The organism is Escherichia sp. Marseille-Q3837 (genome assembly GCF_916618735.1).
GTDB lineage: Bacteria > Pseudomonadota > Gammaproteobacteria > Enterobacterales > Enterobacteriaceae > Escherichia > Escherichia ruysiae.
Genome location: NZ_CAKAKC010000001.1, coordinates 2,354,961 through 2,381,736 on the forward strand (window position 1 = coordinate 2,354,961; position 26,776 = coordinate 2,381,736).

General features: G+C 49.6%; 28 protein-coding genes and 1 tRNA gene. 17 read left to right on the forward strand and 12 right to left on the reverse strand.

Annotated features, from left to right (window positions below):
• Positions 1–9: 9 nt before the first annotated feature.
• From LG381_RS11010 to LG381_RS11055, 10 genes are all read right to left on the reverse strand, one after another.
• A complete protein-coding gene (locus LG381_RS11010) occupies positions 10–657 on the reverse strand; it encodes a replication protein (protein ID WP_122358587.1) in 648 nt (215 codons plus the stop codon).
• A 473-nt stretch (positions 658–1,130) separates the two neighbouring features.
• A complete protein-coding gene (locus LG381_RS11015) occupies positions 1,131–1,517 on the reverse strand; it encodes a hypothetical protein (RefSeq protein WP_000105963.1) in 387 nt (128 codons plus the stop codon).
• Complete coding sequence (locus LG381_RS11020; protein ID WP_000611589.1) at positions 1,514–1,708, reverse strand: DNA-binding protein; 195 nt, start codon at positions 1,706–1,708, stop codon at positions 1,514–1,516. Before LG381_RS11020 ends, LG381_RS11015 begins: the two co-directional genes overlap by 4 nt.
• A gap of 81 nt (positions 1,709–1,789) precedes the next feature.
• Positions 1,790–1,981 carry a hypothetical protein gene (locus tag LG381_RS11025; protein WP_001176264.1) on the reverse strand — a complete coding sequence of 64 codons (192 nt, stop codon included), beginning with the start codon at positions 1,979–1,981 and terminating at the stop codon, positions 1,790–1,792.
• 48 nt (positions 1,982–2,029) lie between these two features.
• On the reverse strand, positions 2,030–2,221 hold the full coding sequence (locus LG381_RS11030; protein WP_000749077.1) for an AlpA family transcriptional regulator: 192 nt from the start codon (positions 2,219–2,221) through the stop codon (positions 2,030–2,032).
• A 156-nt stretch (positions 2,222–2,377) separates the two neighbouring features.
• On the reverse strand, positions 2,378–3,088 hold the full coding sequence (locus LG381_RS11035) for a hypothetical protein (RefSeq protein ID WP_225762409.1): 711 nt from the start codon (positions 3,086–3,088) through the stop codon (positions 2,378–2,380).
• Positions 3,063–4,291 (reverse strand): IS3 family transposase gene (locus LG381_RS11040; protein ID WP_085959875.1). Its coding sequence is split into 2 segments (ribosomal slippage): positions 3,063–3,976 and positions 3,976–4,291, totalling 1,230 coding nucleotides; the frame shifts between segments, so codons are not numbered across the junction. Before LG381_RS11040 ends, LG381_RS11035 begins: the two co-directional genes overlap by 26 nt.
• 170 nt (positions 4,292–4,461) lie before the next feature.
• The gene (locus LG381_RS11045) at positions 4,462–5,748 is read right to left on the reverse strand and encodes an integrase arm-type DNA-binding domain-containing protein (RefSeq protein ID WP_000089393.1); all 1,287 of its coding nucleotides are present in this window, start codon (positions 5,746–5,748) and stop codon (positions 4,462–4,464) included.
• A 164-nt stretch (positions 5,749–5,912) separates the two neighbouring features.
• A tRNA-Arg gene (locus tag LG381_RS11050) sits at positions 5,913–5,987 on the reverse strand.
• A gap of 75 nt (positions 5,988–6,062) precedes the next feature.
• Positions 6,063–6,995 (reverse strand): formate/nitrite transporter family protein, encoded by a 933-nt coding sequence (locus LG381_RS11055; RefSeq protein ID WP_137325615.1) that lies wholly within the window; start codon positions 6,993–6,995, stop codon positions 6,063–6,065.
• Between the two features lie 303 nt (positions 6,996–7,298).
• On the opposite strand from LG381_RS11055, the gene mlaA reads away from it, so the two are divergent.
• Positions 7,299–8,054, forward strand: a complete 756-nt coding sequence (mlaA, locus tag LG381_RS11060; RefSeq protein WP_225762410.1) for a phospholipid-binding lipoprotein MlaA — start codon at positions 7,299–7,301, stop codon at positions 8,052–8,054.
• 61 nt (positions 8,055–8,115) lie between these two features.
• Here mlaA and fadL read toward each other — a convergent pair whose 3' ends face one another.
• On the reverse strand, positions 8,116–9,456 hold the full coding sequence (gene fadL / locus LG381_RS11065; protein ID WP_024212665.1) for a long-chain fatty acid transporter FadL: 1,341 nt from the start codon (positions 9,454–9,456) through the stop codon (positions 8,116–8,118).
• Positions 9,457–9,827: 371 nt separating this feature from the next.
• On the opposite strand from fadL, the gene LG381_RS11070 reads away from it, so the two are divergent.
• The 11 genes from LG381_RS11070 to LG381_RS11120 all read left to right on the forward strand — a co-directional run bounded on the left by LG381_RS11070 (position 9,828) and on the right by LG381_RS11120 (position 21,587).
• Positions 9,828–10,112, forward strand: coding sequence for a YfcZ/YiiS family protein (locus tag LG381_RS11070; RefSeq protein WP_001296261.1), 285 nt, complete (start codon positions 9,828–9,830; stop codon positions 10,110–10,112).
• 180 nt (positions 10,113–10,292) lie between these two features.
• The gene (gene fadI / locus LG381_RS11075) at positions 10,293–11,603 is read left to right on the forward strand and encodes an acetyl-CoA C-acyltransferase FadI (protein ID WP_225762411.1); all 1,311 of its coding nucleotides are present in this window, start codon (positions 10,293–10,295) and stop codon (positions 11,601–11,603) included.
• Positions 11,603–13,747, forward strand: coding sequence for a fatty acid oxidation complex subunit alpha FadJ (gene fadJ / locus LG381_RS11080; RefSeq protein WP_225762412.1), 2,145 nt, complete (start codon positions 11,603–11,605; stop codon positions 13,745–13,747). The genes fadI and fadJ overlap by 1 nt, the downstream gene beginning before the upstream one ends.
• 202 nt (positions 13,748–13,949) lie before the next feature.
• Positions 13,950–14,435 carry a phosphohistidine phosphatase SixA gene (gene sixA / locus LG381_RS11085; protein WP_001195811.1) on the forward strand — a complete coding sequence of 162 codons (486 nt, stop codon included), beginning with the start codon at positions 13,950–13,952 and terminating at the stop codon, positions 14,433–14,435.
• Between the two features lie 671 nt (positions 14,436–15,106).
• The gene (locus LG381_RS11090) at positions 15,107–15,670 is read left to right on the forward strand and encodes a fimbrial protein (protein ID WP_000033322.1); all 564 of its coding nucleotides are present in this window, start codon (positions 15,107–15,109) and stop codon (positions 15,668–15,670) included.
• 82 nt (positions 15,671–15,752) lie between these two features.
• A complete protein-coding gene (locus LG381_RS11095; RefSeq protein ID WP_225762413.1) occupies positions 15,753–18,389 on the forward strand; it encodes a fimbrial biogenesis outer membrane usher protein in 2,637 nt (878 codons plus the stop codon).
• A gap of 19 nt (positions 18,390–18,408) precedes the next feature.
• Positions 18,409–19,161: a fimbria/pilus periplasmic chaperone gene (locus LG381_RS11100; RefSeq protein WP_065227328.1), complete on the forward strand. Its 753-nt coding sequence runs from the start codon at positions 18,409–18,411 to the stop codon at positions 19,159–19,161.
• 15 nt (positions 19,162–19,176) lie between these two features.
• The gene (locus LG381_RS11105; protein WP_222680224.1) at positions 19,177–19,692 is read left to right on the forward strand and encodes a fimbrial protein; all 516 of its coding nucleotides are present in this window, start codon (positions 19,177–19,179) and stop codon (positions 19,690–19,692) included.
• Positions 19,689–20,177: a fimbrial protein gene (locus LG381_RS11110; RefSeq protein ID WP_225762414.1), complete on the forward strand. Its 489-nt coding sequence runs from the start codon at positions 19,689–19,691 to the stop codon at positions 20,175–20,177. Before LG381_RS11105 ends, LG381_RS11110 begins: the two co-directional genes overlap by 4 nt.
• Positions 20,174–20,713: a fimbrial protein gene (locus tag LG381_RS11115; protein ID WP_225762415.1), complete on the forward strand. Its 540-nt coding sequence runs from the start codon at positions 20,174–20,176 to the stop codon at positions 20,711–20,713. The genes LG381_RS11110 and LG381_RS11115 overlap by 4 nt, the downstream gene beginning before the upstream one ends.
• Position 20,714: 1 nt before the next feature.
• On the forward strand, positions 20,715–21,587 hold the full coding sequence (locus LG381_RS11120; RefSeq protein WP_105290562.1) for a StfH/YfcO family fimbrial adhesin: 873 nt from the start codon (positions 20,715–20,717) through the stop codon (positions 21,585–21,587).
• 217 nt (positions 21,588–21,804) lie between these two features.
• Here LG381_RS11120 and smrB read toward each other — a convergent pair whose 3' ends face one another.
• On the reverse strand, positions 21,805–22,356 hold the full coding sequence (smrB, locus tag LG381_RS11125; protein ID WP_000730816.1) for an endonuclease SmrB: 552 nt from the start codon (positions 22,354–22,356) through the stop codon (positions 21,805–21,807).
• Between the two features lie 165 nt (positions 22,357–22,521).
• Here smrB and prmB point away from each other — a divergent pair, with 165 nt between their 5' ends.
• The 5 genes from prmB to epmC are packed head-to-tail and all read left to right on the forward strand — an operon-like array spanning position 22,522 to position 26,759.
• Positions 22,522–23,454, forward strand: coding sequence for a 50S ribosomal protein L3 N(5)-glutamine methyltransferase (gene prmB, locus LG381_RS11130; protein WP_010346713.1), 933 nt, complete (start codon positions 22,522–22,524; stop codon positions 23,452–23,454).
• A gap of 34 nt (positions 23,455–23,488) precedes the next feature.
• Positions 23,489–24,574, forward strand: coding sequence for a chorismate synthase (aroC, locus tag LG381_RS11135; RefSeq protein WP_001353064.1), 1,086 nt, complete (start codon positions 23,489–23,491; stop codon positions 24,572–24,574).
• 3 nt (positions 24,575–24,577) lie between these two features.
• Entirely contained in the window at positions 24,578–25,402 is an 825-nt protein-coding gene (gene mepA / locus LG381_RS11140) for a penicillin-insensitive murein endopeptidase (RefSeq protein WP_105280580.1), read from the forward strand.
• The gene (locus tag LG381_RS11145) at positions 25,402–26,211 is read left to right on the forward strand and encodes a sulfite exporter TauE/SafE family protein (protein ID WP_000447361.1); all 810 of its coding nucleotides are present in this window, start codon (positions 25,402–25,404) and stop codon (positions 26,209–26,211) included. Before mepA ends, LG381_RS11145 begins: the two co-directional genes overlap by 1 nt.
• Positions 26,211–26,759, forward strand: coding sequence for an elongation factor P hydroxylase (epmC, locus tag LG381_RS11150; RefSeq protein WP_001089228.1), 549 nt, complete (start codon positions 26,211–26,213; stop codon positions 26,757–26,759). Before LG381_RS11145 ends, epmC begins: the two co-directional genes overlap by 1 nt.
• Positions 26,760–26,776: the final 17 nt, after the last annotated feature.

Below are 26,776 nucleotides of genomic sequence, written 5' to 3' on the forward strand. Positions count from 1 at the left end.
CTGTCACTACTAGTAGTAATGGTCATAACCTCCGCTTTCTCTTCTGGCTCTGGATGCTCTCACTCGTGCTTTTCTTAACATCCTTAACAGCGGGTGGGTTTGTACTTTGTTCGAGTTTATTATCTGTGAGGATAGTAACTCCCTACGCTCTGTCTCTGCCTCTTTGGTGACCGCTATCACTGATAAGTCCCAATCGTGCTTGCTAATTAACGGTGCTTCGAATGGGGCGATTGGTGAGCGATTTATGTCTTGCCGTTTTAATGTACGCTGTATCTGCCGCTTAGATTTGTAGTTGTCTTTCCTTGATGCCTGAACGGCTTTTAGTATGCGTCTTACAGCATGAAAGCCAGTGACAGAAAGTGTTTCTTTTTTTATCTCATGCCGCGCCCAGCCATTCGAATAACCCCAAACGCTGGCATCTGACCAATCATATAGGCTCTTGCTCGCCTCTCTATTAAAGTCATTTAACTTAGTTTCGGGCTTTGCCATGTAATCAATTTGTTTACCTATATGCTTGGTAGGCTCTGAATATTGCTGACCTTTCAAATCTAGATCCCACTGAGGAGGAACATTTGATGGGATTGCATTGTTTGCCAGTGTTACCCATTTGCTGACAATTTTGCCAGCTTGCCCATTAATGCTTCTTTCGTTCACCATGATTATTGCGTGTACATGCGGCTCTGACTGGTGTTGAGCCCACTCCATGACGTAAACCCACTGATTGCCTTTCGAAGTCAACCATCTGGTAAGTGCCTTTAACGCTTTGTTGAATTTCTCTGGCGTTGTTCCCTTAACGGGTCTGAAGGTAAAGGAGTAGGGGATACCACTAGTTGATTCGACATCCAGAGTAAACAAAGCTCGCCTCATTGTACGCCATTTCTTCTTTGTCCAGGCTGGTGGTATGCAGTGGTTAGCCTTTGATGATTGGCGTTTATTCTCTGCCTTTAATTCATTACGTTTGTGCGTAACTGATTTCACATAAGCTAATGTGCGACCATTGATGTGATTGATTACGGCTTGTGATTTTGTGGATAGACTCGCGTCTTTATCGTATAATTCCATGTGTAAAGTTCATATATTTCAATTGCTTCAAAGCCGACTCTCGCAAAGTCGGCTTTCTGCTTTGTCAATCACAGGTATTTGGTTTCAATACCCTTGTAAACAGTTCTAAGCGTGTCTTCAGGCACTTTACCCACCAGCCCACGCAACAACGACAACGTTATGTTTACCTTACGCAATGTCTTTACATATCTGGCGTTCGTCCTCCAGATCTTCAATGTTTCGTCTTTATCGCTGTGGTATGCTTCTAAATTGCGTTCTGTGACGTGATACGCCCCTGTTTTAAACTGCTCAACAGGAATTCCCCAATCGTTGCGTAACAGCGTTAAAACGCGACTACGTTCGTGATTTCCGGCTTTCCTTAATATGTCGTCAAACTCTTTTGGGGTAAGCTTCCTGCCACTTAGTAGGATATCGCGTATATTCGCGGCGACCTGAGAGCGTGTAAGAGTGCTCATTTTCGTCCCCCCAGAAATCTGTCGGCAAATTGATCAAGGCTGGAGGCAAGCCACACCCGGCGCTTGCGACCATTGATGGTCTGATTTATATAGGGAGGAAAGCTTCGGATATATCGCTTTAACTGATAGAAGCGTGACAGACAGACGCCAAGATATTCTGCTGCGTCTTTAGCGGTCAGGTAATTAATCATTTTATTCCCTTACTGTTGTACCAAAATGCAATACGGAGGAGACTTCCTGTCTCCCCAAATTACTCTACAATTTTTGTGCGATTAAATCAGATCTATTACTAAGTAATCATCGCCAGAGGCAATGCCGATAGCTTTTCCACCGCTGGTGGATTTCACATCATAAACCCTGGTGCTGGTGCTCACCTTTTGTGGCTCTGATCTAATCAGTGCCGCGAAGGTTTCAAAATCAACATGGGTTACGTTCAGCTTTTGATTGGTAGGTTTCAACTGCATTCTTAATACCTAATAACGTATTGTTTGTATCCTGTTTGTTTCTGTTCTTTAGTTGCTACGCGATTCGGCTATACGTTGATCGATCCAGTCATCGATCTCGCTTTCAATAAAAGCTATTGCGCGAGCACCAATCTTGACTGATTGGGGGAATTGTCCTCGGCTCATCAGAGCATATACCCACGCCTTGCTATAGCCAGTGCGTTTCAAAACCTCAGATAGCCGAATCAGCGACTTTTTCATATCTACCTCGTAATACGTTGCTTGACTATGTGAGATAGTAAATCATTGTTTTTTTAAGTTTTCTGTGAATTTGGAGAAAAAATTTTTGGGAATAGAATTACCCCAAATTGGGCGTTATTTTTTAGTTCTAACGCACAATTTGGGAACATCCTTCCTTTATTTTGGACGCTTTTTGGTTGCTTTGTTCTTAAATTTGGGGGCGTACTTATCCAAAGCGTTCGTTAGCAATCTCCGAAATGTATCTGGGTGGGTATCGCTGTCTTCATCGTTCCCGAATATTATGTTGTTTTCTATTACTTGGGCACTAACCCTATTGATACTAAGGTTTCCTCCACTATGGAAATCTTTGCTTGATTCAAATAAGGCAATCGCCATTCCGGCGATCATCTTTAAAGCCGTATCTTTTCCTCTCCAGTTTTGTTCTCTTTCTACTTTTTTTGACAGTGCTCCAATTTCTGGTTCGTTATCTGGAACATTCATATCCAGTTCTGGGAAGAAGTTCACAACCTCGGATCGCTTGAAATAAAACGAATCGTAAGACCCATACCAATCATCCTCATCATCGTGATATAAAAAGTCTTCTCCTTTCCTAACGTTGAAAGTCCCTTCTTCCCCCGGTATCGGGCTCTCCCTGTATTCATGCCCCATAGCCAGAAGACCTAAAAACTCCACACACTGCTTTTCAAAGTCTTCATTTGTCGTAAAACCAGATACCCAATCGAACTGATAAAAGCCCAGCCCCCCTAAAGTATCTGGTTTAGTCTTGCTCAATCTGTAGTTACTTAAGATAGCGGCAGCTATCATTCTTTCATTTTCATTGTTTAGTCTTGTGGATTTGCCCCTATATTTCCAGACACCTGTTATCACTTAACCCATTACTGGCTTGCTGCCGTAGATATTCCCGTGGCGAGCGATAACCCAGTGCACTATGCGGATGCCATTCGTTATAATGCTCGAATGCCTCTGCAAGGTTCTTTGCTGCCGTTAACCCGTCTGGTTTGGGCATGACACTGATGTAGTCACGCTTTATCGTTTTCACGAAGCTCTCTGCTATGCCGTTACTCTCCGGACTCCGCACCGCCGTGTTCTTCGGTTCAAGCCCCAACATCCGGGCAAACTGCCGTGTTTCATTAGCCCGGTAGCATGAACCATTATCCGTCAGCCACTCTACTGGAGACGCCGGAAGCTCGTTGCCGAAACGGCGTTCCACCGCTCCCAGCATGACGTCCTGTACTGTTTCACTGTTGAAGCCGCCCGTAGTGACCGCCCAGTGCAGTGCCTCACGGTCACAGCAGTCCAGCGCGAACGTGACTCGCAGTTTTTCTCCGTTATCACAGCGGAACTCGAACCCGTCAGAGCACCATCGCTGATTACTTTCTTTCACAGCCACTCTGCCGGTATGTGCCCGTTTCGATGGCGGTACAGCGGGTTTTCGCTCAAGCAACAGCGCATTCTGGCGCATGATCCGGTAAATACGTTTGGCATTGATCGCAGGCATACCATCAAGTTCGGCCTGTCTGCGAAGCAGCGCCCATACCCGACGATAACCATATGTGGGCAGCTCTCCGATAACATGGTGTATACGGAGAAGCACATCCGTATCATCTGAGTGACGGCTGCGGCGACCATCTTTCCAGTCATCGGTTCGTCTGAGAATGACGTGCAACTGCGCACGCGACACCCGGAGACAACGGCTGACTAAGCTTACTCCCCATCCCCGGGCAATAAGGGCGCGTGCGCTATCCACTTTTTTGCACGCCCGTATTCAACGGCTTCTTTAAGGAGTTCATTTTCCATCGTTTTTTTGCCGAGCAGGCGCTGGAGTTCTTTAATCTGCTTCATGGCGGCAGCAAGTTCAGAGGCAGGAACGACCTGTTCTCCTGCGGCCACAGCAGTAAGACTTCCCTCCTGGTATTGCTTGCGCCAGAGAAATAACTGGCTGGCTGCCACACCGTGTTGCCGGGCAACAAGGGAGACTGTCATTCCCGGTTCAAAACTCTGCTGAACAATAGCGATCTTTTCCTGTGTAGTACGCCGTCTGCGTTTCTCCGGTCCTAAGACATCAATCATCTGCTCTCCAATGACTAGTCTAAAAACTAGTATTAAGACTATCACTTAAATAAGTGATATTGGTTGTCTGGAGATTCAGGGGGCCAGTCTATCTTGCCAGTTCGCTGATCAGATTACCAAACCAGATTTTATCTTCTGACTCGTTATAAAACGCATCTAGTCCTGTCATCTTAGTCACGGCGTGTTCTCCTTCCGAACTCGTAAGGGCTTATGTGTATTTCTCGATTGGCGTCCAGATAATCTGCCCACCATTGAAGCATTAGTTTGCGCTCTTCTAAGTAATCAGCCTTGTGCTTGTAGGCTCTTTTAACGTCTTTATATTCTTTGTGGCTCATCTGGCGCTCTACTGCGTCCTCCTGCCACAAACCGGACTCCATCAGGGAACTACAGGCTGTGGCACGGAATCCATGTCCAGTTACGTCCTCTTGCGTGTTATAGCCCATTAAGCGTAATGCCTTGTTTACCGTGTTTTCACTCATCACGCCTTTGGTGTTTCTTTCATTCGGAAACACAACATCGTAGCTTCCGCTTAGTTCTCTCAACTGCTTTACAATAGAAACAGCCTGACGGCTAAGAAGCACGATATGTTCGTCTTTTCCCGTCTTTGTGCCACGGGTGGAAAACCTCACACCATCGATAGGCTCTCTTTTTTTAGGGATAATCCACTCAGCCCGATCAAGGTCAAACTCTTTCCAACGGGCAAACCTTAACTCGCTTGAACGAACAAAGGTCAACATGGTTAGCTCAATGGCAAGGCGGGTAAGAGGATTACCTTTAAAGCTGCCCAATCGAGTGAAAAAGTCTGGTAAATCTCTGGGATGTAGTGCGGCATGATGCTTAGTTTCATATTGCATTAACCGGACATCGAGATCATTCGTGATGATTTCTGTCTTAATGCCGCTCAGACGGGCGCTATGTATGATGTCCTTAACTCGTTGTTTAAGTCGGTTGGCTGTATCGTGTTTCCCGGCGTCATCTACCTTCTTAAACAAAGGTAAAATTGTCATCGCCTCCAGTTTGCGAATATCCGAAGTGCCAATGTGAGGGAAAATATACATTTCAAGGCTTCTAAGTACGCGTTTTCGGTGGGCTTCGTTCCACATCTGGTGGCTTTCAACCCATTGACGTCCTATTGTCTCAAAAGTGAATGCACCTTTTTCTTCTGCTTTTGCTGCTCTTTGCTCTGCTTTGGGATCTATCCCCTTGACTAACAACTTTTTGGCGTTGTCTCGTTTTTCTCTGGCGTCTTGTAAGCTAATGGTTGGATATACACCAAAAGCAAGTCTGTCTTCTTTCTTATCTGATGGGCGGCGATACTTCATTCGCCAATACTTCGACCCGGTCTGGGATACTTCAAGATAAAGACCACCACCATCAGACAATTTATAAGTTTTGTCTCGTGGCTTAGCTGCTTTGCACTGACGGTCTGTTAATTTGTTGAGGGTATTTCTGGACATATTGGGGGCACATTTACAATCGAACCAGCAATGCCCCCAATTATGCCCCATAGATTTACTTGATTTCAATAGACGGCAATGGACGTCATGAGAATAAAATCTCTTTATTTTTATATGGTTACATGGGGTTTATAGACAATGGTAGACGTTAGTGTACGGCGGGATGGTGTCCCCTGCAGGAATCGAACCTGCAATTAGCCCTTAGGAGGGGCTCGTTATATCCATTTAACTAAGAGGACAATGCGGCATGAGTATAACCGCTATTAAACAGCGGAGTAAGTACACTGCCGCTCGATTGCTTAAACCCTCGCCACTTATAGCGGATTTTTATCATTTTTCTTAATGATTTCCGCATGTTCTGCTTTCTGGCGTGCCTCTTCTTTACGCTTGTTACTCATATCGTTACGGATTTGCGCATGGCTCATTAATGCGAAGATGAAGGTGCCGCCGCAGATGTTTCCCGCCAGAGTAGGTAGCGCGAATGGCCAGATGAAATCGCTCCAGTGCAGCGTGCCGTTAAAGACCAGATAGAGGATCTCTACTGAACCGACGACGATGTGGGTAGTGTCGCCCAGCGCGATAAGCCACGTCATCAATATAATTACTACAATCTTTGCCGCTCCCGCCGCAGGGAACATCCATACCATTGTGGCTATAAGCCAGCCGGAGATGATCGCGTTGGCAAACATCTCGCTGGGGGTGTTCTTCATCACATCCATGCCGATTTTGACAAACGCATCGCGGGTTTCTTCATTAAAGATAGGCATATACTCAAACGCCCACGCCGCAATACCTGTTCCGAGAATATTACCCAGCAGCACGACGCCCCATAACCGCATCAGTAAGCCGATGTTGCCCATGGTCGGTTTTTGCATCACTGGTAGTACCGCCGTTACGGTATTCTCAGTAAATAATTGCTGGCGTGCCATAATGACGATAATAAAACCAAAGGTATAACCCAGATTCTCCAGCAAAAAACTCCCCGGTACGCCTTCCAGTTCGACATGAAATATCCCTTTTGCCAGTAACGAAGCGCCCATCGACAGACCCGCCGCAATGGCTGACCACAGTAGCGCCATCGCGTCGCGCTCCAGCTCTTTTTCGCCGTCCTGACGGATATGTTCGTGAATAGCCATCGCTCTGGAGGGGAGCCGGTCTTCATCTATTTCTATTTTTTTTCCACGCTCTTTTTCTTCGCTCTCTACTTCAAGTTCATCGCTGTGTTTATCTATTTTGTCATTGTCCATGATGTCGTCTCTTGAATTAGCACGTATAGCTAAAGCGTAGCGGCTTTTTTGCTCGCAACTGGCGGGAGTTACTCTGAAAATGTATAAAAGGCTGCGTTTGCCTTTTTCTGTTTCTACAGAATCAAGTAGCCTACAGGGCGGCGATTACCAGGCTATGATCAAGTCAGCAAACCAGGGCGTCTGGACATCAGTTGACGTGCTGTTACAATCGCCCACACCTAAACAGGCGGATACGGTATCGTTCCGTCATGGATGGCAAACTGCATAAGCCATAAAAAAGCCATAAAAAACAGGGAGACATTTATGAAGCTTCGCCTGTCGGCGCTTGCTCTGGGAACTACGCTTCTGGTGGGGTGTGCGAGTTCCGGTACAGATCAGCAAGGGCGTTCTGACCCGTTAGAAGGGTTCAACCGCACCATGTACAATTTTAACTTCAATGTGTTAGACCCGTATGTGGTTCGACCGGTAGCGGTCGCCTGGCGTGATTATGTTCCGCAACCGGCGCGTAACGGTTTGAGCAACTTCACCGGCAACCTGGAAGAACCTGCGGTGATGGTTAACTACTTCTTGCAGGGTGACCCTTATCAGGGGATGGTCCACTTTACCCGCTTTTTCCTGAACACCATTTTGGGAATGGGCGGTTTTATTGATGTTGCTAGGATGGCGAACCCGAAACTGCAACGCACCGAACCTCACCGTTTTGGCAGTACGCTCGGTCACTATGGCGTGGGTTATGGGCCGTACGTTCAGTTACCGTTCTACGGTAGCTTTACGCTGCGTGATGACGGCGGTGATATGGCAGACAGCCTTTACCCGGTACTTTCCTGGCTGACCTGGCCGATGTCGGTGGGTAAATGGACGCTTGAAGGGATCGAAACTCGTGCGCAGTTGCTGGATTCTGACGGCTTGCTTCGTCAGTCCTCCGATCCTTACATTATGGTGCGCGAGGCTTACTTCCAGCGTCATGATTTCATCGCCAATGGCGGTGAGCTCAAACCGCAAGAAAACCCGAACGCGCAAGCGATTCAGGATGATTTAAAAGATATCGATTCTGAATAAGACGCAAATAAAAAAGGTGAGTCGTAAAACTCACCTTTTTTCTTATTAAACGAACGTGTTATTAGAACGCGTAGTTAAAGTTAGTCCCGAACAGCCAGGCTTTACCTTCAGACTCAAAAGAATAAGCTGCCGCACCTTCACCTTCGGTGAATTTCACTTTCTGACCATGCATATAAGATGCGCCAACGTCAATGGATGCATCTTCATTAAATGCATAGGTTAACCCAGCACTTAACCACAAACGATCCTGGTCAGGAATGGAAATAGAGCGTTTATCTGCCGGAACCGGGCTGTCGTCATAGGCGATACCGGTACGGAAGGTCCAGTTTTTATCGTAATAGTAGGTTGTACCCAACGCGATACGATATGCGTCACGGAATCCTTCATCTTTATAGAACAGCGTCTGACCACTATCGCCTTTCGCTTTCAACTCCTGGAACTGACTCCAGCTGGTATAGGCCATGCTGTAGTGAATTGCCCACTGCGGCGCAACACGGTTATAACCAGAAATCTCCCACATCTCAGGCAGGTTGAGCGTCAAGGATCCATTTTGTGTTGCACCCATCGTGCCATACGGCAAGCCCATATTACCCAAAATGTTGTTCAGATTTGGGTTAATGGAGCTTTTGTAATCCCCTTCGAAGTCGATTTTAACTTCTGAACGATATGTCAGGCCCCAACGGTTATCTTTATCCAGTTCATAAAGAATACCCGCGTTCCAGCCAAAACCCCACTCGTCACCTTTCAGATGAGCAATTTGAGAGTCCGGAGTATTAATACCATTGGTCAATGACGCGGGTACACCTTGGGCAATCAACTGTTGAGACAACAAAGGCCCCAGCGAACCGGCGTAACGCTCAATTTTTGCCTTGGCGTAAACAGCATCAAAACCAAGACCAAAACTCCAGCTATTGTTAAGGCGATAAGCCCCGCTAAGGTTAAGGTTGATTGTCTGCAGATCGGTTTTACCGCCATAGATACCAGCAGCATAGTTGTCGGTAAATTCCGTAGCCAGGCCGTAGTTGGACGTTATTGACGCTCCCCAACCAAACTGATCGTTAATAGGCGCGACAAAGTGCAGGTTAGGGACCCACGCTGTCGGTGCGATATTTTTAGCATTTGCACTCTGACCGGTTAAATTAGAATGCCCGGTAATATCTACATCCGGATCAATATAAACCGCACCCGCAGAAAAAGTCGGGCGGTCAAACATGGTAATCAACGCGGGGTTACGGCTGACGTTACCGGCATCATCGGCAATTGCGCCTTCCCCTGAATAAGCCCGACCCAGGCCAGAGGAAGAAAATTCGTTTAACTGAAAGCCTGCCGACCAGGCCTGGGTGGAGATAAGTGCCACTGCGACTGCGAGAGCAGACTTTGTAAACAGGGTTTTCTGGCTCATGACCATAACCTCAATAATTTATTTTTATACAAACTATGTTACGTGCTGTAACAGGAGCGCGAAGTGTAGGGGCTGATGTACATCTTAGAAATCAGACCAGTGGCGAGAGTATAGGTCTGACCAGATAGGATGTTGCAAGTATGTTTCTATCTTTTTTCAAATATGATCTAAGAAACGCGATCCAGCTGGCAAAATTTAGAGGTGGCGCACTCATCCATCCGGGTGAATTTTGTTTTAGATCATTTTTAAGTGTGATTTCGGTCACTTATCCGATTTTGCAGAATTAACAACTGGAGCAGCACTTTCCGGAAGCGTAAAATATCCGCAACGTTTATCTGGCACCTTGGGTGCACATACAGAGGAAATCAACGATGAGTAAATGTAGTGCTGATGAAACCCCGGTTTGCTGCTGTATGGATGTTGGCACCATTATGGACAACTCCGATTGCACCGCGTCTTACAGCCGCGTGTTTGCAAACCGCGCAGAAGCAGAACAAACGCTGGCGGCGCTGACTGAAAAAGCCCGTAGCGTGGAATCCGAACCGTGCAAAATCACCCCGACTTTCACTGAAGAGTCTGATGGTGTTCGCCTGGATATCGATTTCACTTTTGCCTGCGAAGCTGAAATGCTGATCTTCCAGCTGGGTCTGCGTTAATTCCTCTCAGGTACGCACGCCCCTGCCAGTTGCTGGCAGGGGCGTTTTGTTTTCTCTTCTTCTTTTCTCTCTGTGTCATAGCTCCCACTTTCCCTTTTCTCCACTTGGCTAAATGTAAAAAAATGGTTAAGACTATGATCAGGTCAGACCACTTTATCTATTTTTTTACAGGGGAGTGTTATGAGTCAGGTTTTACCGCTGGTTACCCGCCAGGGCGATCGTATCGCCATTGTTAGCGGATTACGCACGCCTTTTGCTCGCCAGGCGACGGCTTTTCATGGTATTCCCGCTGTTGATTTGGGGAAGATGGTCGTCGGAGAACTGCTTGCTCGTAGCGAGATCCCCGCCGAAGTGATTGAACAACTGGTCTTTGGTCAGGTCGTACAAATGCCGGAAGCCCCCAACATTGCGCGTGAAATTGTTCTTGGCACCGGAATGAACGTCCATACCGATGCTTACAGCGTCAGTCGTGCCTGTGCCACCAGTTTCCAGGCTGTTGCAAACGTCGCCGAAAGCCTGATGGCGGGAACCATTCGTGCGGGGATTGCCGGTGGAGCAGATTCCTCGTCGGTATTGCCGATTGGCGTTAGCAAAAAACTGGCGCGCGTGCTGGTGGATGTCAACAAAGCCCGCACGCTGAGCCAGCGTCTGAAACTCTTCTCTCGCCTACGTTTGCGCGACTTAATGCCCGTGCCGCCTGCGGTAGCGGAATATTCCACCGGCTTGCGGATGGGGGACACCGCTGAACAAATGGCGAAAACTTACGGCATCACCCGCGAACAGCAAGATGCATTAGCGCACCGTTCGCATCAGCGAGCCGCTCAGGCGTGGTCGGAAGGTAAACTCAAAGAAGAAGTGATGACCGCCTTTATCCCCCCTTATAAACAACCGTTCGCGGAAGATAATAATATTCGCGGTAATTCCACGCTTGCCGATTACGCAAAGCTGCGTCCGGCGTTTGATCGTAAACACGGAACGGTAACGGCAGCGAACAGTACGCCGCTGACCGATGGCGCTGCGGCGGTGATCCTGATGACCGAATCGCGGGCGAAAGAATTAGGGCTGGTGCCGCTGGGGTATCTGCGCAGTTATGCATTTACCGCGATAGATGTCTGGCAGGACATGTTGCTCGGTCCAGCCTGGTCAATGCCGCTGGCGCTGGAACGTGCCGGTTTAACGATGAGCGATCTGACATTGATTGATATGCATGAAGCATTTGCTGCCCAGACGCTGGCGAATATTCAGTTGCTGGGTAGTGAACGTTTTGCCCGCGATGTGCTGGGGCGCGCACATGCCACTGGTGAAGTGGACGACAGCAAATTTAACGTGCTTGGCGGTTCGATTGCTTACGGGCATCCCTTCGCGGCTACTGGTGCGCGGATGATAACCCAGACATTGCATGAACTTCGCCGTCGCGGCGGTGGATTTGGTTTAGTGACCGCCTGTGCCGCAGGTGGGCTTGGTGCAGCAATGGTTCTGGAGGCGGAATAATGGAAATGGCATCAGCATTTACCCTCAATATGCGTCTGGACAATATTGCCGTCATCACCATTGATGTTCCTGGCGAGAAAATGAACACCCTGAAGGCGGAGTTTGCCTCACAGGTACGCACCATTATTAAACAACTCCGCGAAAATAAAGATCTGCGCGGCGTGGTGTTTATCTCCGCGAAACCGGACAACTTTATTGCCGGCGCGGATATCAACATGATCGGCAACTGCAAAACGGCGCAAGAAGCGGAAGCACTGGCGCGGCAGGGGCAACAGCTGATGGCGGAAATTCATGCCTTGCCAGTTCCGGTTATTGCCGCCATTCACGGCGCTTGCCTGGGCGGTGGACTGGAGTTGGCGCTGGCGTGCCACGGTCGTGTTTGTACTGACGATCCTAAAACGGTGCTCGGTTTGCCTGAAGTTCAGCTAGGATTGTTACCCGGTTCAGGCGGCACCCAGCGTTTACCACGCCTGATAGGTGTCAGCACAGCATTAGAGATGATCCTCACTGGAAAACAACTTCGGGCAAAGCAGGCGTTAAAGCTGGGACTGGTGGATGACGTCGTTCCGCACTCCATTTTACTGGAAGCCGCTGTAGAGCTGGCGAAGCAGGATCGTCCGGTTTCGCGGGCACTTCCGATTCGCAAACGTGTGATGGCGGGGCCATTAGGTCGTGCGCTGTTATTCAAAATGGTAAGCAAAAAAACAGAACAGAAAACCCAGGGCAACTACCCGGCGACAAAACGTATTCTTGAGGTTATCGAGACCGGGTTAGCGCAGGGCACCAGTAGCGGCTATGACGCTGAAGCTCGAGCCTTTGGTGAACTGGCGATGACGTCGCAATCAAAGGCATTGCGCAATATCTTTTTTGCCAGTACCGACGTGAAGAAAGATCCCGGCAGCGATGTTGCCCCCGCTCCTTTAAACAGTGTGGGAATTTTAGGTGGTGGCTTGATGGGCGGCGGTATTGCTTACGTCACTGCCTGTAAAGCGGGTCTGCCGGTACGAATTAAAGATATCAACGTCCAGGGGATTAATCATGCGCTGAAATACAGTTGGGATCAGCTTGAGGGCAAAGTGCGCCGTCGGCATCTCAAAGCCAGTGAACGCGACAAACAGCTGGCATTAATTTCGGGAACGACGGATTATCGCGGCTTTGCCCATCGCGATCTGATTATTGAAGCAGTGTTTGAAAATCTCGAATTAAAACAACAAATGGTGGCAGAAGTTGAGCAGAATTGCGCCGCTCATACCATCTTTGCTTCGAATACCTCATCTTTACCGATTGGCGATATTGCCGCTCACGCCACGCGACCAGAGCAAGTTATCGGCCTGCATTTCTTCAGTCCGGTGGAAAAAATGCCGCTGGTGGAGATCATTCCTCATGCGGTTACATCGGCGCAAACCATCGCCACCACGGTAAAACTGGCGAAAAAACAGGGCAAAACGCCCATTGTCGTGCGTGACAAAGCCGGGTTTTACGTCAATCGCATCTTAGCGCCTTACATTAATGAAGCTATCCGCATGTTGACCGAAGGTGAACGGGTAGAGCACATTGATGCTGCGCTGGTGAAATTTGGTTTTCCGGTAGGGCCAATCCAACTTTTGGATGAGGTAGGAATCGATACCGGGACTAAAATTATTCCTGTACTGGAAGCCGCTTATGGAGAACGTTTTAGCGCGCCTGCAAATGTTGTTTCTTCAATTTTGAACGACGATCGCAAAGGTAGAAAAAATGGTCGGGGATTCTATCTTTACGGTCAGAAAGGGCGTAAAAGCAAAAAACAGGTCGATCCCGCCATTTACCCGCTGATTGGCGCGCAAGGGCAGGGGCGGCTCTCCGCACCGCAGGTTGCTGAACGGTGCGTGATGTTGATGCTGAATGAAGCAGTACGTTGTCTGGACGAGCAGGTTATCCGTAGCGTGCGTGACGGAGATATTGGCGCGGTATTTGGCATTGGTTTTCCGCCATTTCTTGGTGGACCGTTCCGCTATATCGATTCTCTCGGCGCGAGCGAAGTGGTTGCAATAATGCAACGACTGGCCACGCAGTATGGTTCCCGTTTTACCCCTTGCGAGCGTTTAGTAGAGATGAGCGAGCGAGGGGAAAGTTTTTGGAAAACAACTGCAACTGACCTGCAATAAGAAGGTCAAAGCTATATGAATCCGCGCTGAATGGCGGAGTGTTGTTCAAAATGCAAACGCATATTGACTATACTTACGCCATTGAGGTAAAAAACAGCGTTTCATTCGGTGAATGGATAAGGCACAATGCCGGCCACCGTTTTCTTTCTCTGGTTTCAGATGAAAGAAAACGGGCGAATCTGGTTAACAAAAGCGGTGCAATATGCAAGTTTTTATCATGCGTCACGGCGACGCAGCCCTCGATGCCGCCAGTGATTCGGTTCGTCCTCTGACCACTAACGGTTGTGACGAATCTCGCCTGATGGCGAACTGGCTGAAAGGTCAAAAAGTGGAAATCGAACGCGTTCTGGTGAGCCCGTTCCTGCGAGCCGAGCAAACACTGGACGAAGTAGGGGATTGTCTGAACCTGCCTTCCAGTGCAGAAGTTCTGCCGGAGTTAACGCCCTGCGGCGATGTTGGCCTGGTCAGTGCCTATCTGCAGGCGTTGACCAATGAAGGTGTTGCTTCGGTACTGGTGATCTCCCATTTACCCTTAGTCGGGTATCTGGTCGCCGAGTTATGTCCGGGCGAAACGCCGCCTATGTTTACCACCTCGGCCATTGCCAGCGTAACGCTTGATGAAAGCGGAAAAGGTCAATTCAACTGGCAGATGAGCCCGTGTAATCTGAAGATGGCAAAAGCAATTTGATATGAACGTGTAAGGCCCGCTGGCGTATGCTGTCGGGCCTTAGTTTTGCTTACTGTATTGAAATTATTGCTAATTAAATGCGTTTAATCCTCCTGTTATGAAAAAATAAATGTTTCCATTTATAGCAAGGTCAGTTATTTATTTTCACAAAGTTACATATGGAAGTAATTGTTGCTTTTTTGCATGGGTTATTATTTTTCGAAAAGATGTGTTAAAAAATAAAGAGAGAGATTATTGAGCAGGTATTTTAGGGTCTTGATATAATATTAATTCAGAAGAATTAATATTATATCTTCGGGAAGATATAATCACAATTGCCATATTTATTTTTAGCTGTTTTATGATCCAGAATCATTCATAGGGTAAAGTGTTCGTGCCGTTTTGATGAAATGTTCTGCTGTTTTTTGAGATAACCCTCAAGATATTATTTGCACTATTGATTATTTAAAAATTTCTACACAGTGTTGTTAGTAAATTTAAATTGAACCACTCTCATTAAAATATCAACATTGCCGCCACGCCAAAGAATATCATCTCGTGCAACCCGTATTTTATGGATCAGAAATCCTATTCAATGGTTGGTTAAAAGCTGCTGAAGAAAGATTGAGGGATTTTATCATCAATATTTCAGTTGGCTTATATTCTAATTATTTATGGTTTAAGGACAAATAATGAGTAAGTTTGTAAAAACAGCTATTGCAGCAGCAATGGTAATGGGTGCGTTCACTTCAACATCTTCTTTCGCAGAAGGTAACAACGGTACTGCCCGTTTTTACGGCACCATTGAAGATTCCGTTTGCTCTATCGTACCAGACGATCACAAACTGGAAGTGGATATGGGTAATATCGGTGCGGAAAAACTGAAAAACAACGGCACTACCACGCCGAAAGATTTCCAGATTCGTTTACAGGATTGCGTGTTTGATACCCAAACTACCATGACCACTACCTTCACCGGTACTGTGTCTACGGCGAATAGCGGCAACTACTACACCATTTTTAATACCGATACCGGTGCGGCGTTTAACAACGTGAGCCTGGCGATTGGTGATCAACAAGGAACCTCTTACAAAAGTGGCGCTGGCATTAATCAGCAGATCGTAAAAGATACTGCAACCTCCAAAGGCAAACCGAAACAAACTTTAAACTTTAAAGCCTGGCTGGTAGGTGCGACTGACGCACCGGACCTGGGCGGTTTTGAAGCGAATACCACCTTCCAGATTACCTATCTCTAAGGTATTCCCCCTCATAGCCGCAATGCTATGAGGGTTTTTTAGCGTTTCGATAGTCTTTAAATAACCACGGATGGATACGTGTATGCCTGACCATTCCCTTTTCCGCTTACGGGCGCTTCCCTGGTGCGTTGCCATGGCAATATCTGGATGCCATATCAATGCCTGGGCCGACGAAGATATTCAGTTTGATTCCCGTTTTCTGGAATTAAAAGGCGACACGAAAATTGATCTGAAGCGTTTTTCCAGCCAGGGTTATGTTGAACCGGGTAAATATAATTTACAGATTCAGGTAAATAAACAGCCGTTACCCGATGAATATGATATTTACTGGTATGCGTCAGAAAACGATAAAAATAAAACTTACGCTTGCCTGTCGTCAGAGCTGGTGGCGCAGCTTGGTTTTAAAGAAGATATTGCACAAAAATTGCAATGGGATCACGACGGTAAATGCCTCAAACCAGGCCAGCTTGATGGTCTGGAAATACGTGCTGATTTAAGCCAGTCCGCACTGCTCATCACCTTACCGCAGGCTTATCTTGAATACAGCGATGTAGACTGGGATCCGCCTTCGCGCTGGGATGATGGTATCCCCGGTTTAATTGCCGATTACAGCATCAACGCCCAAACCCGACACGAAGAAAATGGCGGCGATGACAGCAACGACATCAGCGGTAATGGTACGGTTGGCGTTAATCTCGGGGCGTGGCGCCTGCGCGCCGACTGGCAGAGTGATTATCAGCACACCCGCAGTAACGATGAAGAGACGGATAACAGCACCGAGAGACACGGGGACTGGAGCCGTTACTACGCCTGGCGTGCGTTACCGAGTCTGAAAGCCAAACTGGCACTTGGCGAAGACTACCTCGACTCCGATATTTTTGACGGTTTTAACTACATCGGCGGTAGCATCAGCACCGACGATCAAATGTTGCCGCCGAACCTGCGCGGCTATGCTCCGGATATTTCCGGCGTGGCTCATACAGCGGCGAAAGTCACCGTCAGCCAGGCCGGGCGCATAATTTATGAAACCCAGGTGCCTGCCGGGCCATTCCGTATTCAGGATCTCGGTGAATTTAACTCTGGTACGCTGCATGTGCGCATTGAAGAGTTGAACGGCCAGGTGCAAGAGTATGACATCAGCACCGCTTCCATGCCGTTCCTGACGCGTCCGGGCCAGGTGCGATACAAAGTGATGATGGGGCGCCCGCAGGAGTGGGGGCACCATGTACAGGGCGGATTTTTCTCCGGTGGTGAAGCGTCCTGGGGGATAGCCAACGGCTGGTCGCTGTACGGCGGGGCGCTGGGCGATGAAAACTACCAGTCTGCCGCGCTTGGCATCGGGCGCGATCTCTCCATTTTCGGCGCGATGGCGTTTGATATTACCCATTCACATACCCGGCTTGACGATTCAACCGCTTACGGCAAGGGCACACTCGACGGTAACTCTTTCCGCGTCAGTTACTCCAAAGACTTTGATGATCTAAACAGCCGCGTCACCTTCGCGGGATACCGCTTCTCTGAAGAAAACTATATGACCATGAGCGAGTATCTGGACGCGAATGACAGCGAAATGGTCCGCGCCGGCAATGATAAAGAGATGTACACCGCCACCTATAACCAGAACTTCAGGGATGCCAGCGTTTCTGTTTATCTGAACTATATGCGCCATACCTACTGGGATCGCGAGGAGCAGACCAACTACAACGTCATGCTCTCCCATTATTTCAACATGGGCGGCATTCGTAACATGAGTATCTCCCTGACAGGTTATCGCTACGAGTATGACAACAGCGCCGATAAAGGCGTCTATATCTCCTTAAGTATGCCGTGGGGTGATAACAGCACCGTGAGTTACAACGGCAACTACGGCAGCGGTTCAGACAGCAGTCAGGTGGGATACTTCAACCGTATTGATGACGCCAGCCACTATCAGATAAACGTTGGCAGCAGTGAAAATCACTCCAGTGTCGATGGCTATTACAGCCATGACGGTTCAATGGCACATGTGGATCTGAGTGCTAACTACCATGAAGGGCAGTACACTTCTGCCGGCTTGTCGCTGCAAGGCGGAGCCACGTTAACGGCTCACGGTGGCGCGTTGCATCGTACTCAAAACATGGGCGGTACGCGCCTGCTTATCGACGCTGATGGCGTGGCTGATGTACCGGTCGAAGGTAACGGTTCAGCGGTTTACACCAACATGTTCGGTAAAGCTGTTGTTGCGGACGTCAATAACTACTACCGTAACCAGGCCACTATTGACCTGACTAAACTGCCAGAGAATGCCGAAGCCACGCAGTCAGTGGTTCAGGCGACGCTCACCGAAGGAGCCATTGGCTACCGTAAATTTGCGGTCATCAGTGGGCAAAAGGCGATGGCTGTCCTGCGCATGAGTGATGGTAGTTATCCGCCATTTGGTGCAGAAGTGAAAAACGAACACGACCAGCAGGTCGGTCTGGTTGACGATGACGGCAACGTCTATCTGGCCGGGGTAAAAGCTGGCGAACGTATGAGTGTCTCATGGAATGGGGCTTCCCACTGTGAGATCTCCCTGCCAGACCCGCTGCCTGCCGATCTGTTCAACGGCCTGTTACTGCCGTGTAAGCAAAAAGGCGCGGTGGAGCCTGCCACTCCGCTGGAAATCAAACCGGTGATTCAGGAACAGACGCAGCAGCTCACTCCGGGTACACCGCCAGTCGCTATCTCCGCTAACCAATAACGTGATTAAGGAATGATCCATGTATACACAGACTAATACCGCAAAAATGGTTGCCCCGGCGCTGGCGCTGCTGGTGACCGCCGCCAGTTTTACAACCCACGCATCGGTAACGCCCGACCGCACCCGCCTGATCTTCAAAGAAAGTGACAAATCCATCAGCGTCACGTTGCGCAATAACGACCCTAAGCTGCCATATCTGGCGCAAAGCTGGATAGAAGACGAAAAGGGCAACAAAATCAGTTCGCCATTGACGGTTCTGCCGCCGGTACAGCGCATTGATGCGATGATGAATGGTCAGGTAAAAGTCCAGGGAATGCCGGATATCAGCAAGTTACCTGCCGATCGTGAGAGCATGTTCTACTTTAATGTGCGTGAAATTCCGCCAAAATCGAACAAACCGAACACCCTGCAAATTGCGCTGCAAACGCGTATCAAACTGTTCTGGCGACCGAAGGCGCTGGCAGAAATCAATATGAGAGATCCGTGGCAGCACAAGGTGACCTTAACCCGCAATGGGCAGGCCTTCACCGTTAATAACCCGACGCCGTATTACGTGATCCTCAGCAACGCCAGTACCCAGAAAAATGGTAATCCGGCAGCCGGATTTACGCCGCTGGTGATGCCGCCGAAAACATCCGCACCGCTGAATGTGAAGATGGACAGTGTGCCGGTGCTGACTTACGTCAACGACTACGGCGCGCGACTTTCGCTGATCTTTAAATGCAACGGCAATAGTTGCCAGGTGGATGCAGAGCAGAGCCGCAAAGGCTGATGCCGGGAGAGTCTTATGAAATACACGTTTCTGGTGGGAACGGGCATTTTTCTCCTGAGCGGCTGGCTGACGGGTAACATGGTCGTCGCGGGAGAAAGTAAACCGGTGTTATTAACGTTGCGCGTTCTGGTGGATGGGCCTCCGCCCTGTTCCGTGAAGGGGAGCAATGTTGAATTTGGCGATGTGTACATTAACAAAATCAATGGCACAAATTACCGCACGACGGAAGCGTTATATACCCTGAACTGCGGAAACAAGGCGTCAGGTGTTGATGATCTGCGGATGCAGCTTAAAGGCACCACCACCGTGATTAACGGGGAAACGGTCATTGCGACGCAAATTTCAGGCCTGGGCATTCGCATTGAAAACGGCGCCGATAACTCCCTGTTTAAAGTGGGTGAGGGTAACTGGTCTGATTTCAATGTTAACCAGTTGCCCAATCTCAAAGCCGTGCCGGTAAAACAGAGCGGAGTGCAGCTTACGCCAGCGGAATTTAACGCCAGTATGACGATGGTGGTGGATTACCAATGAAAAAACTCTCGCTCCTTTTACTCTGCGCCTGCAGCGGCGTTGCCCTGGCAGCAAATGAAGACATCACCTTCCACGGTACGCTGGTGTCACCTCCAGTCTGTACCATTAGCGGGGGAAAGACCATTGAAGTGGAATTCCGCGATCTTATCATCGACAGCATCAACGGGGATTATGGTCGCAGGGAAGTGAACTATGACCTGAGCTGTGACTCCGCAGTACGCGATCCCGACTGGATTATGACACTTACCTGGACGGGGACGCAGACCTCGTACAATGACGCGGCTGTCGAAACAGACGTTCCCGGTTTTGGTATTGAGCTTCGGCACGATGGTCAGCGTTTTAAGCTGAATACGCCGCTTGCCATTAACGCCACCGATTTTACGCAAAAGCCGAAGCTGGAGGCTGTGCCAGTGAAGTCGGCCGGTGCGGTGTTGAGTGATACCACGTTTTCAGCCTGGGCAACATTGCGGGTGGATTATCAATGAAGACAGGACGCATTTATTCGTTCAGCTACGCGCTGTTAGCGGGGCTGCTGTTGACCGGTGGCACTTGTGCCCTGGCCGTGGACAACAACCTGCATTTTTACGGCAATTTATTAAGCCGATCCTGCACGCTGGTGGTTGAGGGCGGAAATCTGGCAGAAGTGCATTTTCCTGCCATCAGTCGTCAGGATCTTATGGTCGCCGGGGAATCCCCGCGCGTTCCGGTGGTGTTTAAGCTGAAAGATTGTAAAGAGCCAGCGAGTTACCAGGTGCAGGTGACCCTTACCGGTACGGAAGACAGCGAACAGCCGGGTTTCCTCGCGCTGGATACCACCTCAACCGCTCAGGGCGTCGGAATTGGGATGGAAACGACCGATGGTGTGCGGGTGGCGATTAACAACCCGACCGGGGCGAAATTTACGCTCAGCGATGGCAGTAATGATATTCATTTCAGGGCCTGGCTACAGGCGAAAAGCGGTCGCGATGTCACGCTCGGTGATTTTACTGCCAACCTGACGGCAACCTTCGAGTATATATAAGATGAAAAAAATACGATTACTTTTATGCGCCATGCTGGTGCTGTGTTTTAGCCAGGGAGTCCAGGCGAAACTGGGGGCAGTCTATAATAATGTGCCTATCTATTATGGGACGGTTGGTGCCAATGCAACGCTTCGTTTTTACCTTGATTTACTCACCACCACAGGAGTTTATCATGGGGAATATTATCAGGATCGGTCTTGGGGCGTCTATGAGGGGGATATTCCGAATAAATCATGGACAGGGCCAGGAAACATTCCCGCACCAAAAATAACGGTAATGCCAGGCGGTGATGGTGTCGTAGCAGATTCTTATTGTCCGGGCGTTAAAGAGATTGACCCAGATGCCAGGTGGGAATGCTTAAAAATATCACTGACGATTGAGGTCAATGGTTCGGCAGAGACGTGCCCGTGGATGGTGGGGATGACGGCGAATAGTACTGTAAAGGTAATCATTAATTATCAACCAAAGATGGAATACTATAGGGGGCCTACAACCTATACAACAACCTGCCCAGGTGAGCCATTAACAAATTATGATATCTCCTGGAGTGACAGCCGTGTTGAACACAGTAAGGTTTTGAATCTGAAATCAACAGGGTCAGTGATTGAACAAAACTTATCGACCTACCTGATGAAAGATGGTCAGCTCTGCGATGGCAGTAAAATGGATGAACGCGGCGCGTACTGTCGCTTTGTAAATCAGTTGATTACCTTTACTGCTGAAGGATGTGATGACGCTAAAGTGACTGTGGCGCCAACGCAGCACCCTATTACCGATCGACAACTGCACGATATGTTAGTGCGTGTTGATACCAGTAGCAGGCAGCCCATAGACTCCACCTGCCGATTCCAGTATGTATTGAATATGCTGTAGCGCCCAGGCAGGATATGGCGTTTACGCCGCATCCGGCACTTTTTGTCGGATGCGATGCTGACGCATCTTATCCGACCTACAAATTCCATATCCGGTTGTTGTCATTCAGTCGTGCGTAGGCTGGATAAGGCGTTCACGCCGCATCCGGCATTTCTTGTCGGATGCGATGCTGACGCATCTTATCCGACCTGCAAATTCTATATCCGGTTGTTGTCATTCAGGGCAATTCTGGCGGCAGCCACTCTTCCACTTCAATCAACACCAGCAACGCCGCGTCGCCACCATACTCTTTCGGTGCCTGGTGAAACGCCATGACATGCGGATGTTGCGCCAGCCACAGCGGCGTTTGCTGCTTCAAAATATGCTTCCCGTGACCATGCATCACACAGGCGCAAAATACATGTTCACGGCGGCAGGCGGCAATCAACGCGCCTAACTCTTGTTTGGCCTGAAGCTGCGTCAGACCATGCAGATCCAAAAACAGCTCCGGCGAATAATCGCCACGGCGCAGTTTCTTCGCCTCAAAATGACTCACATCCGGGCGAACATATTTCACCGGACCTTCGGTATTTAATAACGGCTGAAACTCATCGGAGAAATAATGGCTGGCATCAGCCTGCTCCTGAATCAACCGCTTGACCGGCACTTCGCTGACTTTCTTTCGTTGTGGACGATGGACAATCGTGTCCTGCTTAATTTTGCGAGTACCCGCCATCAACTGGCGAAACAGTGCCTGATCCTCCTCGCTGAGTGTTGTTTTCTTTTTCATTTATGTATCTCTGTTTTAATTTTCCTACAGTTTACCCGACTCGCAGCACAATCGATCGGTCAAAACATAATTTTCCTGCGTCATCGCCGCGTGAATGCTGATTTATCGTCATCTTCATGGCAAACTAGCCGCCGAAATTAATGCGACCATGCCCTGGAGGAATACGTGGATAAAATTTTCGTCGATGAAGCAGTAAATGAGCTGCAAACCATTCAGGACATGTTGCGCTGGTCGGTTAGCCGCTTCAGCGCGGCAAATATCTGGTACGGTCACGGCACAGACAACCCGTGGGACGAAGCAGTGCAACTGGTATTGCCATCGCTCTATCTGCCGCTGGATATTCCGGAAGATATGCGTAACGCCCGCCTGACCTCCAGCGAAAAACATCGTATTGTTGAGCGCGTGATCCGCCGCGTCAACGAACGCATTCCGGTGGCTTACCTGACCAACAAAGCCTGGTTCTGCGGTCATGAATTTTACGTCGATGAACGCGTACTGGTGCCGCGATCGCCGATTGGTGAACTGATCAACAATAAATTTGCCGGGCTTATCAGCAAACAACCGCAGCATATTCTGGATATGTGCACTGGCAGCGGATGCATTGCTATTGCCTGCGCTTATGCCTTCCCGGAAGCGGAAGTTGATGCGGTGGATATCTCTCCCGACGCGCTGGCGGTTGCCGAACAGAACATCGAAGAACACGGTTTGATCCATAACGTCATTCCGATTCGATCCGATCTGTTCCGTGACTTGCCGAAAGTGCAGTATGACCTGATCGTCACTAACCCGCCGTATGTCGATGCGGAAGATATGTCCGACCTGCCAAACGAATATCGTCACGAGCCGGAACTGGGCCTGGCATCTGGCACTGACGGCCTGAAACTGACTCGCCGCATTCTCGGTAACGCGGCAGATTACCTTGCTGATGATGGCGTGCTGATTTGTGAAGTGGGCAACAGCATGGTACATCTTATGGAACAATATCCGGATGTTCCGTTCACCTGGCTGGAGTTTGATAACGGCGGCGACGGTGTGTTTATGCTCACCAAAGCGCAGCTTGTTGCGGCGCGGGAACATTTTGGAATTTATAAAGATTAAGTAAACACGCAAACACAACAATAACGGAGCCGTGATGGCTGGAAACACAATAGGACAACTCTTTCGCGTAACCACCTTCGGCGAATCGCACGGGCTGGCGCTCGGCTGTATCGTCGATGGTGTGCCGCCAGGCATCCCGCTCACGGAAGCGGATCTGCAACACGATCTCGACCGTCGTCGCCCTGGGACATCGCGCTATACCACCCAGCGCCGCGAGCCGGATCAGGTCAAAATTCTCTCCGGCGTTTTTGAAGGCGTCACCACCGGCACCAGCATTGGCTTGTTGATCGAAAACACCGATCAGCGTTCTCAGGATTACAGCGCGATTAAGGACGTTTTCCGCCCAGGCCATGCCGATTACACCTACGAACAAAAATACGGCCTGCGCGATTATCGCGGCGGCGGACGCTCGTCCGCCCGCGAAACCGCCATGCGCGTTGCGGCAGGGGCGATTGCCAAAAAATATCTTGCTGAGAAATTTGGCATCGAAATTCGCGGCTGCCTGACCCAGATGGGTGACATTCCACTGGAAATCAAAGACTGGTCGCAGGTTGAGCAAAATCCGTTCTTCTGCCCGGATCCGGACAAAATCGAAGCCTTAGATGAACTGATGCGTGCGCTGAAAAAAGAGGGCGACTCCATCGGTGCGAAAGTCACCGTTGTTGCCAGTGGCGTTCCTGCCGGACTTGGCGAGCCGGTCTTTGACCGCCTGGATGCCGACATCGCCCACGCGCTGATGAGCATCAACGCGGTGAAAGGCGTGGAAATTGGCGATGGTTTTGACGTGGTGGCGCTGCGCGGCAGCCAGAACCGCGACGAAATCACCAAAGACGGTTTCCAGAGCAACCATGCGGGCGGCATTCTCGGCGGTATCAGCAGCGGGCAGCAAATCATTGCCCATATGGCGCTGAAACCGACCTCCAGCATTACTGTGCCGGGGCGTACCATTAACCGCTTTGGCGAAGAAGTTGAGATGATCACCAAAGGCCGTCACGATCCCTGTGTCGGGATCCGCGCGGTGCCGATCGCTGAAGCGATGCTGGCGATCGTTTTAATGGATCACCTGCTACGGCAGCGGGCGCAAAATGCCGATGTGAAGACTGATATTCCACGCTGGTAAAAAATGAACAAAACCGCGATTGCGCTGCTGGCTCTGCTTGCCAGTAGCGCCAGCCTGGCAGCGACGCCGTGGCAAAAAATAACCCAACCTGTGCCGGGTAGCGCACAATCGATAGGCAGTTTTTCCAATGGCTGTATCGTCGGTGCTGACACGCTGCCGATACACTCCGAACATTATCAGGTGATGCGTACCGACCAGCGTCGCTATTTCGGACACCCGGATCTGGTGATGTTTATTCAGCGTCTGAGTAGCCAGGTGAACAATCTGGGCATGGGTACGGTGCTGATTGGCGATATGGGGATGCCCGCTGGTGGGCGTTTCAACGGCGGTCACGCCAGCCACCAGACCGGACTGGATGTTGATATCTTCCTGCAACTGCCGAAAACACGCTGGACCTCCGCGCAGCTCTTGCGCCCGCAAGCACTGGACTTAGTTTCCCGCGACGGTAAACACGTTGTCCCCACGCTGTGGAAACCAGAAATTTTCAGCCTGATCAAACTCGCTGCGCAGGACAAAGACGTCACGCGCATTTTTGTTAATCCGGCGATTAAACAACAACTTTGCCTTGATGCGGGCACCGATCGCGACTGGTTGCGCAAAGTGCGACCCTGGTTCCAGCATCGTGCGCATATGCATGTACGATTACGTTGTCCTGCCGATAGTCTGGAGTGTGAAGATCAACCTTTACCGCCACCGGGCGATGGTTGCGGGGCTGAACTGCAAAGCTGGTTTGAACCTCCAAAACCAGGAACAACCAAGCCTGAGAAGAAGACACCGCCTCCGTTGCCGCCTTCCTGCCAGGCGCTACTGGATGAGCACGTGATCTAATGGAAACGTTTAATAGCCTGTTTATGGTCTCCCCGCTATTGCTGGGCGTTCTCTTTTTTGTCGCCATGCTGGCGGGATTTATTGACTCGATTGCCGGTGGCGGTGGGTTACTTACCATTCCGGCGTTAATGGCGGCGGGGATGTCTCCCGCTAACGCGCTGGCAACCAATAAACTGCAAGCCTGCGGCGGCTCTATTTCCGCCACTATCTACTTTATTCGCCGCAAAGTGGTTAGTTTAAGCGATCAGAAACTCAATATCGCCATGACCTTTGTCGGCTCAATGAGCGGCGCACTGCTGGTGCAATACGTTCAGGCTGATGTCTTACGGCAGATTTTGCCCATTCTGGTAATTTGTATCGGCCTCTATTTCTTGCTGATGCCAAAGCTGGGTGAAGAAGATCGCCAGCGCCGGATGTACGGTTTACCCTTCGCGTTAATTGCCGGTGGCTGCGTCGGTTTTTATGACGGATTCTTTGGCCCGGCTGCCGGATCGTTTTACGCGCTGGCCTTCGTTACGCTGTGCGGATTCAACCTCGCCAAAGCCACGGCTCACGCCAAATTACTCAACGCAACGTCAAACATAGGCGGTTTGCTGCTGTTTATTCTCGGCGGCAAAGTGATTTGGGCGACAGGATTCGTGATGCTGGTGGGGCAGTTCCTCGGCGCGCGCATGGGTTCAAGACTGGTGTTGAGCAAAGGACAAAAGCTGATCCGCCCGATGATCGTTATTGTATCGGCGGTGATGAGTGCCAAATTACTTTATGATAGCCACGGACAGGAGATCCTCCACTGGTTGGGGATGAACTAATGAACAGTACACACCACTATGAGCAGTTGATTGAAATTTTTAATAGCTGCTTTGCCGATGAATTTAATACCCGTCTGATTAAAGGCGACGACGAACCGATCTATCTTCCTGCTGATGCGGAAATACCGTTTAACCGAATCGTCTTTGCTCATGGTTTTTATGCCAGCGCAATTCATGAGATTTCGCACTGGTGTATTGCCGGGAAAGCGCGCCGTGAACTGGTTGATTTCGGCTACTGGTATTGCCCGGACGGACGCGATGCCCAAACGCAAAGCCAGTTTGAAGATGTTGAAGTGAAGCCGCAGGCGCTGGACTGGTTGTTCTGCGTGGCGGCGGGATATCCGTTTAACGTTAGCTGCGACAATCTGGAAGGCGACTTCGAACCGGATCGCGTGGTGTTCCAGCGACGCGTACATGCGCAGGTGATGGATTATCTGGCAAACGGTATTCCCGAACGTCCGGCACGCTTCATAAACGCATTACAAAATTATTATCACACGCCGGAAATTACGGCGGAACAGTTCCCGTGGCCGGAAGAGCTCAACTGAAGCCAGCGCCACGTTTT